This window comes from Paenibacillus sp. FSL H3-0457, from assembly GCF_037981725.1.
Taxonomy (GTDB): Bacteria; Bacillota; Bacilli; order Paenibacillales; family Paenibacillaceae; genus Paenibacillus; species Paenibacillus amylolyticus.
On record NZ_CP150283.1, the window covers coordinates 3,240,620 to 3,252,869 of the forward strand.

The window sequence follows — 12,250 nt, forward strand, 5'->3', positions numbered from 1 at the left end:
GTCGCCAACTGGCGGCTTTTTTTACTTTTGCAGATTGCACGGAGAAGTTGCGAGGTGATGTATTCACTTCCATTTGACTTAGAGTACGCTCTAGGGTGTAGACTTTGAAGAAGTAGAAATATTACCAAGGAGATGATCAGAATGACACAGAAAAATAATTCTAGAACTTTACAACATAAAATGGACTCTGGCTTCAACCATAATAGTACAGCGGAGGATGTATTGAGGGATCTGGACTTGTCCGGACAGCTTGCTATTGTAACGGGTGGATATTCCGGCCTGGGGTTGGAGACGACACGTGCGCTTGTTAATTCGGGAGCCCGTGTAGTGGTTACTGCACGTCGTCCAGCGGTTGCGAAGGAAGCACTTTCGGGTCTGGAAGGTGTTGAAATAGATGAATTGGACCTCGCTGATTTATCCAGCGTTCGTGCTTTTGCCGAGCGGTTTCTGGCGAGTGATCGGAACATTGATATGCTGATTCTTAATGCGGGCATCATGGCTTGCCCGGAGACGCGGGTTGGTCCTGGCTGGGAAGCTCAATTTGCAACAAATCATCTGGGCCACTTTGCCCTGACTAATCTGTTATGGCCAGCACTTGCAAGTCAGGGGGGAGCACGTGTTGTTTCCTTGGCATCAGCGGGACATCATTTCTCACCGATTCGTTGGGATGACATCCAATTTGAACATGGCTATGAGAAATTCCCTGCCTATGGACAGTCCAAAACAGCAACGATTTTATTCAGCGTTGAGCTGGATCGTCGAGGTGCAGAGCACGGCGTACGGGCTTTCTCAGTTCATCCAGGCGGGATTATGACACCACTACAGCGTCATATGCCAAAAGAGGAAATGATTGCTCTGGGCTGGATTGATGAATCTGGACAAGTGGCCAATCCTGCGTTCAAAACACCTGAGCAGGGGGCAGCGACGCAAGTCTGGGCAGCAACTTCACCTCAGCTTGAGGGTAAAGGCGGTGTCTACTGCGAGGATTGTGACATCAGTGAATTGGCTCCAGAGGATGGAGGTTTCTACGGGGTCAAGGAGTATGCTATCGATCCTGAGCAAGCTATTCGTTTATGGGAGCTATCAGCCAAGCTGACTCAAACAGACATAGAACTCTGATAGTCATGTAGTTGCGGCAACAGAGCAACAGCTTGCTCCCATGCAGGAACTCACGGAAAAGTTCAAAATCTAAAGAGAATGTGTTTAATTATAATGAAAACAACATAATTTCAAACAAAATCTCCTATTTAGCATATAATAAAGAAGGAGCATCTCATTTTCGCGATGATGCAATCATTTCTTTATGAATTCAGGGAGAGAAAATCATGAATATTTTTGAGCATCAGATACCTTTGGAAAAAGTGAAATTCAATGAACCACTAAAAAATCACACGTTTATTAAAATAGGTGGCAACGCAGATATTCTCATCCATCCAACAACGATAGACGAAATCACTAAAATCGTGGAAATTGCCAACTTACATCAGTTACCTCTGACGGTCATTGGAAAAGGCTCAAACGTCATTATTAAAGACGGGGGCATCCGGGGAGTAACGATTTCTCTTAGCCACTTCGATCAAATTAAAGTGAATGAGGACAGCATGATTGCGCAAAGCGGCGTTGATATCATTGATGTATCCAGACTTGCCTTGGAGCATAGCTTGACCGGTTTGGAGTTTGCTTGTGGCATTCCCGGCAGCACGGGGGGCGCACTTTACATGAATGCGGGTGCTTATGGCGGTCAGATCGCCGATGTTGTTGAACGTGCGACTGTGATCACCAAAGACGGCGCAGTGTTGGAGATCCCGCGAGAAGAGATGAAGTTTGGTTATCGAAATAGTCTCTTCAAGATGGATCACTATATCATACTGGAGGCCGAATTCGGGCTCAAAAAAGGAAACAAGGAAGATATTGCAAGCAAAATGAAGGAATTAACGTTCCTGAGAGAATCCAAGCAGCCGCTTGAGTTCCCCTCTTGTGGAAGTGTATTTAAACGACCCGAAGGACATTTTGCCGGTAAACTGATTCAGGATTGTAACTTGCAGGGCACTCGCATCGGAGGTGCTGAAATCTCCATGAAGCATGCAGGTTTTATCGTAAATGTGGATCACGCTACTGCCCAGGATTATATGGATCTGATCCAATTTATTCAGAAGAAAGTATATGATACGTTCCAAGTTGAATTGGAAACTGAAGTAATCTTTCTGGGAGAATAGCTTTGATGAATGACTTGAAAGGTCGCCAATGGCGGCCTTTTTTGATTGTGTGAATTATACTTAAACAAGAACTAATATGCTAATTATGGTAATATCAGAGTGATTGTATTTAATATTTCATCGTCATCATAAGGAGTGTACATGGAGATAATCAAGCGTAACAGGAGAATTCTGCTAATCACTGCAATGGTAATTTTACTATCGCCCCTGTCAATCTTGGCATATATGTATATGAATGAACGAGCTGGCGGGCTAGCCGATCAACGGATATCCAAAGTTTGGGGATTGAATGAACCTATACATATTCCTATAGCGAACAGTCCTCAAGGGGCCGTTCAAGAATTTAGAGGTGAATCTTATACCTCCCAATTCATTCATCAGGAGGCTGTGGACGGGGGCATGATTTTGTTTACACACAAAAAGGGTCGGGAAAACAACAGTAATCTTCAGATGGAGTATACCCGCAAGAACATTTTCGGATGGAAATGGGTATGGGGTGGAGGATATTCCATTAATGAATCAGTTGAATCCAAGTTTGCGTTGAATTATATGAGCATACCGAAATTAGAAAAAGTCTCGGCCCCGTTACCGATGTTATTTGGTGACATCATAGACTCCACTATCAAACGTGTAACTGTTGAAATCAAAGAAAATGGAAAGCCCGCCACTTTCGATGCGAAGCTGGTTGAGGCAGGGGAGAACCAACAAATCTGGTACGCATTCATGCCTTCATCAGCGACTCCTCCTTATACAATCAAAGCATATGATCAAAAGGAGAACCTCTTAATCAATAAAGACATTGAAGAGGCAGACGGCTTTGGCTCATTATTTGTTGAATAATCTCAAATAGAACCACGCAAAAAACAGCGGCATTCGAAGACTTTAGGTACGAGTATAAGATTGTTGCTGTTTTACGGTTAGAGAATAAATAGTTACCTGGACTTTGAATCATCTGCGGTTCGATTGGCCTTCACATATTTGAGCTGCGCAACGATGATGACACTGATGATGACCAGCAGGAACCACGAACTAATTTTGCTAAAGCTAACCAGTTGCCAGGCATCATGCTGATCAGGATATTTCCAGGCATTGAAAAATGTAGCGACGTTCTCAGCAGTCCAAATGAAGAATCCGACAATGATAAAAGCAAGCGATAAGGGCATTCGATAGGTCGTTGCTCGTACCCGGTAAATAATCCAGGTTTTCCAGAAGACAATAAATACAAGCGCCGTCAGCCACCAGCGAAAATCGGGCATAAAATGATGAGTGAAAAAGTTAATATAGATGGCTGCTCCGAGCAGCATCGAAGGTGCAAAACCAGGCCATCCGGTCATATCCATTCGCAGTCTTCGCCACACTTGACACATAAAACTGGCTACACTTGCATACATGAATCCGCTATAAAGAGGGACACCCAGGATTTTGCTGTATGCTTGCTCAGGGTATGACCATGATCCCATCCATACTTTATAGATTTCTAGCACCAGGCCAATAATGTGAAATACACAGATGACCTTGATTTCATCCTTGGTTTCCAAGCCGCTTCGATACATCAGGTACTGCACAGCAAGCAATACGAGCAGAATGGCATCATATCGATGAAGGAAGGGGAACGGGATTACGCTGGACAGTGCCAGTGTTCCAAAGATCGCTACGGGAAATATGCAGCTCATGGCCTGATGATAGCCAAAATGAAGTAGTTGTATTAGAGATTTCAAGTCGAGTTAAACTCCTTTCCAAACATGTTGGAGCAAGATTCATTTAAAATTTAAGGTTCTTCATCACGGGCGTTTTTGCCTACACTTCATAATATAGATATGATCCATGAATAAAAAGAGAAAAAACCACGCAAATCTGTTCTTGTTTTCAAACTGGAATCATCATGAGAGGGCTCTATGTGAGGTCGACAGGGTCACTCCATGTATATTCTCTTGTGTGGTTATGTTAAAATGAAGTTCGTACAATTACATTAGATAAGGAGGCCGCTATGCAACCGATTAAACCTCAAGACATTCAGCTCCGGATCAATAATCTTGCTGATCAGGACTTATACGTACATCTAGAACTTACGTCAGGTGCTTACGCACAACACATGGACAGTACAAAACATCCAGCATCGGCATTCATTACTAATGCGGCCATACGATATACGCAGGGGTCCATTTCAGGTACAGGTCCATACCGTGTTGGTCTGAAAACAACGCAGGGATGGCTTTACGCCGAAGGACTTACACATATTGATGAGCAGGAACAAGAAAGACTGATTCTCGCCGGTCACGACAGCCAAGGTAAACTAGTTGTGGCGTTACAATTAAGCCGAGAGATGTTCTGATGAAAGCGGAGGATTGAATAACCATGAATACTACACACAACGAGCATGAGCGCATCTTGGTGGTATATCCACATCCAGATGATGAAGCTTTCTCTGTATCGGGAACGTTAGCCAAATACATAGATGGCGGTGCCCATGTAACCTATGCTTGTCTAACACTTGGTGAGATGGGGCGCAATATGGGGATTCCTCCATTTGCCAACCGAGTGACGTTGCCTGGCATCCGTAAACAGGAACTCATCGAAGCTTCTGAAGCGATTGGTATTCAGGACCTGAGAATGCTGGGTTTCCACGATAAAATGCTGGAGTTCGAAGACCCACAGTTACTGGAAGATACCATCATGTCGCTACTTAAAGAGTTGAACCCTACGCTGATCATAACGTTTTATCCGGGGTACAGTGTTCATCCCGATCATGATGCAACGGGAGCCGCTGTTATACGTACAATCACTAAACTTCCTGTGGATGAACGTCCGATTGTTCATTGCGTTGCGTTCGCTAATAATCAGGAACAGTACATTGGCAAACCGGATGTATTTGTTGACGTATCCGAATTTTTGGATCGAAAAATGGCGTCCATTCGTGCTCATCGTTCACAATTCCAGGCAGCAGAGCTTGTAGGAAATCGTGAACTGAATAATGAAGAAATCAAGAAACGTTTTGGCAGAGAAACATTTTGGACCTATCCATTTGAATAATATATTACTTAGAAGTCGCCTATATGGCGGCTTTTTTTGATTTACATCACAATATCGACACAAAAATGGAGCGTCTATAGCCTAATTGAGCTATATGGAATAAATATCATTTTAAGTACACTATGATCAGGATTGTGATAACGCTTCATTAATTACGTTGCTTCAATGGATGAGGAACATGGAGAGTTGATTTTAAGTGGAATGGAGGGATGGTGTGTACAACCAACGTATATTTTGGATTAACGTAAGACCCGTTGAATACATTGCCACAGCAATAAGCAACTGTAACAAGAAGCCGGAATTGCGCGGTTTGAATTATGAGTAATCCTTGGGCAGGCTTGGTTACATTCAACAGTTGTAAGAAAAGTCGGGTTACAGGTTTCATTTTTCTAATCGGAATGATGATGCTCCTGCTATCCCTTCCGCACGGTGCAGTCATGGCCTCTTCCGGACATCGTGAGCTCATTCCCCTTCAGCCTATGATTGACCGTTCTGCACCTGGAGAAGTCATTGAACTTGCATCAGGTCGTTATTCTGGACCCGTGACGATTGACAAAAACATCACCATTCAGGGTGATCCTACGGTCATAGTTGTAAATGCGGAAGCCACCTCTACGATAATGATTCGCTCGGATGGGGTGAAATTGAGCGGTTTTACAATTGAACATGATACGAATGAACAGACTGCAGCGATTCAGGTTGAAGGGAAAAACAGTGAAATCACGGATCTGCATATTCAGACCCAGGGGTATGGGATGATCATCCGGAATTCGAGTCAGGCAACGATTCAGCGGAACAACATTACGTGGGCCGGGTCTGATTCTGCTTCCAGTGGCCAGAAGGGCAATGGCATTGATCTGTACAACTCCCATGATAGCTTCATTGAAGCCAATGAGATCACCGGCATGAGGGATGGAATCTATCTGGAGAACAGTCGCAAGTCTATCGTGCAAAATAACAGGCTGTTACATACGAGGTATGGCATCCATTGCATGTATATTGACGGCTCTTCTGTCATGGACAATACCGGAGAAGAGAACATGACAGGTGCCATGATTATGGGCGTCAAGAATACGGTCATATCGGGCAATTCTTTTCGCAAACAGAGTACTAATGTTCATTCTCAAGGGATTTTGTTGTATGACGTGCATCAATCCTCAATTCACAACAATGTGGTGGAGGGTAATCGTGTCGGCATGAATATTGCAGAGTCATCGGGCAATGAGATCCATGACAATGCGGTGCTTCGGAATTTTGTTGGCATACAGCTTGTTCTGGCAGAAGCTAATGAGTTTACACGTAACCAATTGGTGTCTAATGTCATTGAAGCTTCGGCGCTGGATAGCCCGAATAATGCCCTGATGGAGAACTACTGGGACTCCTTTCAGGGGCTCGATCTGAATCGGGATGGGATCAGTGAAATATCCTATGCCATCAATCCTTTTTATGAGCAACTGGTCAGTCGAAATTCAGCCTATCAGCTCTTTTTCCAATCACCGGGTATGGTCTTTCTGAGTGAGTTGTTTACAGAAGGCAGAGAACAATGGACTACCGACAAATCGCCACGAATGAGCATGGATACGGAATCTGATCTGCACAAGTCAGTGAAAAGTGCTACAGGTTCCAAGATAGTGTGGATGTTCGGGTTAGTTCTGTTGAGTATGGCAACTTTTATAATCATCTATATGGGGGTATTACGAAAATGAACAAAAGCTTGAACAGAAGATGGACATTCCTCATGGTACTTATGTTTGGCATGGTGCTGTTAACCGCTTGCGGAACAAAATACGCGGCATTGCCGATCAATGAAGACGTGGATATCTGTGCGATCTGTAAAATGCAGGTGAAGGACGATGCATATGCAACACAGCTCACTACGAAAGACGGCCAAAATTACAAGTTCGATGATATCGGCTGCATGAACCAGTGGAAAACAGAAAATGGCACAGATAACATCGGCATGGACTATGTACGTGACTATAATGACAAGGAATGGATTGAATACAGCAAAGCCACGTATGTATACGACGCTTCATTGCGTACGCCTATGGCCTATGGAATTCTTAATTTTAAGGACAAGCCCTCGGCTGAAGCTTTCATTGCAGAGCAAGGTGTTGGAACCATTATGACCGCTGAGGATCTTGTCTCCCATGACTGGAAACAGAACACAGAAAATATGGACATGATGGGTGAACATGGGCATGATGAGCACGGACATGGTGAAGAAGGAGATGGTAATGAGATGCATCAGGAAGGTGAGATGAAAGAAGAGTCAGGCCACTAAGTATGACAATAGAAAATGGTGATCAATGATGTCAGATATGATACAGATTGCAAGACGAGAAGTGAAAATGGGATTTCGCAATCCTTGGGCGTATTCGTTTCTGATTCTTTTTTGCACATTTAGCTTAAGCTTGTTACTTCTGAATTCGCAGAATCTGGTTGAAGGATATTCGGGCACAACAGGTTCGATGTTGAATCTCATTCTCTACCTTCTGCCATTAATGACGCTGTTCCTCGGTTCCTTCTCACTAACATCCGAAAAGGAAGACGGTAGCTGGCAACTGCTGTCCACGTATCCCATCGGCACGATGTCTTTTATTGTGGGCAAGTATCTTGGGCTGTCGATTGTTTTAATTACCATTGTTGCGTTTGGATACGGCCTGATGGGGGTCATTAGCGGAGTAATCGGGAATCCACTGGATGTCATGACATATCTTCTTTTTCTGGCATTTTCCTGTGGACTGGTGTTGTTGTTCCTGACGCTGGCTCTATTTATCGGTTCGTTGTCACGCAATCGGTGGCAGGCGTTAACCATATCCGTGACCATATGGTTTTTCGCAGTCATTGGATGGCCGACGTTATTGCTCTCTGTGCTGGGACTGATGCCTTATCTATGGGTGAAACCGCTGCTGGTTATGCTAACACTCATCAATCCGGCCGAGCTGGTGCGATTGTTTGTAGTCATCAAACTGGGAGGCGGCTCCATTCTTGGACCAGAATATTATCGATGGGTGGAGTGGGTGCAGCAACCAAGTGGCAGTTGGATCTTCATCGGGATATGCCTATTCTGGATTGCCTTCTCTGTCCTGGCGGTATATGCGATCTGGGAGAGGGGGCGTTCTCATGGATAAGATGGGACTCGAAGTGATGGGATTGTGCAAATCCATTAAAAAGCAACCGATTGTTGAGGATATCTCCTTTCGCATTACTTCAGGCCAAGTGCTTGCCCTCTGTGGAGGGAATGGTGCAGGAAAGAGCACGGTGCTACGTATGATCGCAGGAATTCTTCGGCCTACCTCCGGTGATGTTGCGGTGAACAATGTACGATGGTTGAAGGAGCGCAAGCGTTATTCAGAGCAGATTGGATATATGCCGGACGATTATCAATTTAATCAAGGACTGAGTGCGGAGGAAATGCTTCTGTTCTGGGCTTCTCTGAGGAAAGTTCCCAAGGAGAGAGTACAGGAAGTACTGACCATGGTAGGTTTGGAGGATCAAAAGAAAAACCGGGTTACGACCTTCTCCAAAGGCATGCGCCAACGTGTGTTATTCGCCCAGGCTGTGCTGTCGAAACCTCCACTGCTCATCATGGATGAGCCAACGAATGGACTGGACCCATTCTGGATGCAGGAATTAACTCAGCTGCTCAAGGGCATCAAACAGGAAGGCCACATGGTCGTGTTCTCGACCCATCAGTTGGAGATTGCAGACGACATTGCGGATCAGGTGATATTCATGAACCATGGACGTAATGTTGGAGAGGGCTCTACTCACGACTTTTGTGATCAATTCGGTTCGCTCCATGCAGCATTCCATCAAAGTCTTGGTTTAAAGTGAAGGTGAGTTTATTGCAGAAAAAAAGTATTAAAAGCAGACGTACACTTACAATTTTGATTGGTGTGATCGCATTGTTAGTTGGTACATGGGCTATTTTCGAAAATGTATCGACACCCGAATCTCAGCGAGGTAACGCCATTAAAGCTGGTGCCGTGGCCCCTGAGTTCACAGCGGTTAATTCAGCAGGCGAACAGGTCAGCCTGTCCGATTATCGGGGCAAAGCTGTGATGATTAACTTTTGGGCTTCATGGTGCACACCTTGTGTAAGGGAGATGCCGCTCGTTCACCAGATTGCTCAGGACTATCAGAATGACGTGGAAACCCTGTTTGTTAACGTGGGGGAATCGAAGGGCACGATTCGTGAGTTTATGGATAAGCAGGCGTTTGATTTTCCGGTGATCATTGATGTGACTGGCAACATATCAGGTATGTACCGTATAACGGGTTTGCCCGCAACAATGGTCATTGATAGGGATGGGGAGTTCCGTCACATACTGCTCGGTGAACTGACCGAAGATACACCGTTGCAGCAATGGCTGGAAGAGAGTATCTAGTCGTAAGCGTTGGGTGGTGGTGAGAAAAGGGATAGGAACGCCAAAGATCGCACAATATTATAGGTGAAATGAATGTACGTTAAAAGTAACTACAATAATAAAAGCATAAAAAGCCGGACACCCATTTAACGAAGGGGTGTCCGGCTTTACTTTTGAAGCTATACTGCTTCGCAGTCGATTACAATACAGCAGCTGAAGCGTGATTGTTACGAGCGATTCTGGTTGCGTCAACCATGTTACGCAGAGAAGCTACCGTTTCTTCCTGTCCACGGGTTTTTAATCCGCAGTCCGGGTTAATCCAGAACAACTTCGGATCAAGAACACGCAGGGCACGTTCAATCATGCTGCTCATTTCATCTACACTCGGAACTCGTGGGCTATGGATGTCATATACGCCAAGACCGATACCGAGCTCATACGTATTTTCTTCAAAGCTATGAATCAGTTCACCGTGACTACGGGATGTTTCAATGGAGATAACATCCGCATCCATAGCTTCAATGGAATCAATCATGTCATGGAATTCGCAATAGCACATATGCGTATGGATTTGAGTCGTTTCATGCACCGTGCACGTAGAGATACGGAACGCTTTAACTGCCCAAGCCAGGTAATCCGCTTGTTCATTTTCTTTCAACGGAAGCCCTTCACGGACAGCCGGCTCATCAACCTGAATCATACCAATGCCTGCCTGTTCAAGTGCTTCGACTTCCTGTCTCAACGCATACGCCAATTGATAGGCAATCTGCTCACGAGCAATGTCTTCGCGTACGAATGACCAGTTCATGATGGTAATCGGGCCAGTCAGCATGCCTTTAACAGGGCGCTCTGTCTGCGATTGAGCATATTTCGTTTCTTCCACTGTCATTTCACCCGTGAATGCAACATCACCGAAGATAATAGGTGGCTTCACGCAACGTGAACCATATGATTGCACCCATCCAAACTGTGTAAAGGCAAAACCGGCAAGTTTCTCGCCAAAGAATTCAACCATGTCGGTACGCTCAAACTCACCATGTACCAATACGTCAATTCCGATCTCTTCCTGAATCTTAATCCAGATATCAATCTGCTCCCGGATGAAGGCAGCATACTGTTCGTTGTTCAACTCACCCTTGCGCCACAACTGACGTGCTTTTCTGACTTCGGCAGATTGTGGGAAACTACCAATCGTTGTTGTCGGGAAGAGTGGCAATTGCCATTTGGCCTGTTGAGCTTCATGACGCTCTGCAAAAGGACGGGAGCGCTCTGGCTGTTGAACACTGATGGAAGCAACGGCTTTCTGTACAGCGGTACGGTTTCGATCTTCGGATTGCTGAAGCGCTTGAAGGGTAAGCTCTGCTTCGTCTATTTTGGCAGTAATCTCTGCACTTGGTGAAGATAAGGCTGTAGTCAAAAGAACAATCTCATCCAGCTTTTCATCTGCAAATGCAAGAGCATTTTTCAGTTCAGATGTAAGTTTTGCCTCACGGTCTGTCGTAACTGGCACATGCAGCAGGCTGCAAGATGATTGTACGATGATACGTTCAGGTGTCACGAACTCAGTTAATTCATTCAGCAAGTTCAGTTTTGCTTGAAGGGAAGCTTTCCAGATCCCACGTCCATCAATAATACCTGCTCCGAGCACTTTGTCTGCCGGGAAACCGGATGTCCGAATAGATTGTGTGTTACCAGAGAGTCCGTGTACAAAATCAAGTCCTACACCTTGAACTGGCAGTGCAACAATGTCGTTGTAGTTTTCGACAGATTCAAAGTATGTTTGCAGCATGATATTCAGGCCTGGAACGGCTGCTGCAAATGTTTCATATATTTTATTCAGACGCTGTACGTCTTCATCGCTTAATTTGGTTACCAGAATAGGTTCGTCGACCTGCACCCACTGAACGCCTTCGCTCGCAAGTTCTTGAAGCAATTGAGTGTAAAGTGGAAGCAAGCGGTCCAACCAAGCGTCTGTCTCGGATTTATCATAGCCTTTGGAGAGCTTCAGGAAGGTTAACGGTCCAACGATAACCGGCTTGCCTTCAATGCCGAGTTTTTCTTTTGCTTCACGATAAGCGAGAAGTGGTTTGTTCTCCGTCAGAGTTGGGGAAGCCCCGTCCAGTTCAGGTACAATGTAGTGATAGTTCGTGTTGAACCATTTTGTCATTTCACTTGCTGCGGCATCTTTCGTTCCCCGTGCAATGCCATAATATACGGACAACGGAACGGAACCACCATCATAAGCAAATCGTTTAGGAATAATCCCAAACATCACGGCCGTATCCAAGATATGATCATAATAGCTAAAGTCATTAACTGGAATGATGTCGATTCCTTTTGCTTGTTGCTTGCGCAAATGATTGATACGAATCTCCTGCAAACGTGCGTGAAATTCTGATTCCTCCAGCTTACCTGCCCAGAACGCTTCCAACGCTTTCTTCCATTCCCGATCAGCACCAATACGCGGATATCCCAATACACTACTTTTTGTCATCGTATAAAACCCCTCTGCTTTTATGTTACACAAAATTTATCACAGATCCGGAGTTATAATGTAATTCCATTAAATTATACCTAGTTATAGCCTAGGGCTATATCAAAAGGTGTGTTCAGCATGAAGTATAGAACTTG

General features: G+C 44.9%; 12 protein-coding genes. 10 read left to right on the top strand and 2 right to left on the bottom strand.

Annotated elements, in window-relative coordinates; genetic code table 11:
• Positions 1–141 precede the first annotated feature (141 nt).
• From MHH25_RS14450 to MHH25_RS14460, 3 genes are all read left to right on the top strand, one after another.
• The gene (locus MHH25_RS14450; RefSeq protein WP_340020315.1) at positions 142–1,119 is read left to right on the top strand and encodes an SDR family NAD(P)-dependent oxidoreductase; all 978 of its coding nucleotides are present in this window, start codon (positions 142–144) and stop codon (positions 1,117–1,119) included.
• A gap of 206 nt (positions 1,120–1,325) precedes the next feature.
• Positions 1,326–2,216 carry a UDP-N-acetylmuramate dehydrogenase gene (gene murB / locus MHH25_RS14455; protein WP_047842895.1) on the top strand — a complete coding sequence of 297 codons (891 nt, stop codon included), beginning with the start codon at positions 1,326–1,328 and terminating at the stop codon, positions 2,214–2,216.
• Positions 2,217–2,447: 231 nt separating this feature from the next.
• Complete coding sequence (locus MHH25_RS14460) at positions 2,448–3,056, top strand: hypothetical protein (protein WP_340020317.1); 609 nt, start codon at positions 2,448–2,450, stop codon at positions 3,054–3,056.
• A 92-nt stretch (positions 3,057–3,148) separates the two neighbouring features.
• Here MHH25_RS14460 and MHH25_RS14465 read toward each other — a convergent pair whose 3' ends face one another.
• Positions 3,149–3,934: a DUF817 domain-containing protein gene (locus tag MHH25_RS14465; RefSeq protein ID WP_340020318.1), complete on the bottom strand. Its 786-nt coding sequence runs from the start codon at positions 3,932–3,934 to the stop codon at positions 3,149–3,151.
• 269 nt (positions 3,935–4,203) lie between these two features.
• Here MHH25_RS14465 and MHH25_RS14470 point away from each other — a divergent pair, with 269 nt between their 5' ends.
• The 7 genes from MHH25_RS14470 to MHH25_RS14500 all read left to right on the top strand — a co-directional run bounded on the left by MHH25_RS14470 (position 4,204) and on the right by MHH25_RS14500 (position 9,640).
• Positions 4,204–4,548 carry a YojF family protein gene (locus MHH25_RS14470; protein WP_017688572.1) on the top strand — a complete coding sequence of 115 codons (345 nt, stop codon included), beginning with the start codon at positions 4,204–4,206 and terminating at the stop codon, positions 4,546–4,548.
• A gap of 23 nt (positions 4,549–4,571) precedes the next feature.
• Positions 4,572–5,246, top strand: a complete 675-nt coding sequence (gene bshB2, locus MHH25_RS14475; RefSeq protein WP_340020320.1) for a bacillithiol biosynthesis deacetylase BshB2 — start codon at positions 4,572–4,574, stop codon at positions 5,244–5,246.
• A gap of 317 nt (positions 5,247–5,563) precedes the next feature.
• Positions 5,564–6,952 (top strand): right-handed parallel beta-helix repeat-containing protein, encoded by a 1,389-nt coding sequence (locus MHH25_RS14480; protein WP_340020321.1) that lies wholly within the window; start codon positions 5,564–5,566, stop codon positions 6,950–6,952.
• Positions 6,949–7,530 (top strand): nitrous oxide reductase accessory protein NosL, encoded by a 582-nt coding sequence (locus MHH25_RS14485; protein WP_253508300.1) that lies wholly within the window; start codon positions 6,949–6,951, stop codon positions 7,528–7,530. The genes MHH25_RS14480 and MHH25_RS14485 overlap by 4 nt, the downstream gene beginning before the upstream one ends.
• Before the next feature lie 28 nt (positions 7,531–7,558).
• Complete coding sequence (locus tag MHH25_RS14490; protein WP_340020509.1) at positions 7,559–8,380, top strand: ABC transporter permease; 822 nt, start codon at positions 7,559–7,561, stop codon at positions 8,378–8,380.
• Complete coding sequence (locus tag MHH25_RS14495; RefSeq protein ID WP_340020322.1) at positions 8,373–9,086, top strand: ABC transporter ATP-binding protein; 714 nt, start codon at positions 8,373–8,375, stop codon at positions 9,084–9,086. Before MHH25_RS14490 ends, MHH25_RS14495 begins: the two co-directional genes overlap by 8 nt.
• Positions 9,087–9,088: 2 nt before the next feature.
• Positions 9,089–9,640, top strand: coding sequence for a redoxin domain-containing protein (locus tag MHH25_RS14500; protein WP_340020323.1), 552 nt, complete (start codon positions 9,089–9,091; stop codon positions 9,638–9,640).
• A gap of 178 nt (positions 9,641–9,818) precedes the next feature.
• Here the strand turns inward: MHH25_RS14500 and metE are convergent, their stop codons facing one another.
• Positions 9,819–12,113 (bottom strand): 5-methyltetrahydropteroyltriglutamate--homocysteine S-methyltransferase, encoded by a 2,295-nt coding sequence (metE, locus tag MHH25_RS14505; protein ID WP_340020324.1) that lies wholly within the window; start codon positions 12,111–12,113, stop codon positions 9,819–9,821.
• Positions 12,114–12,250: the final 137 nt, after the last annotated feature.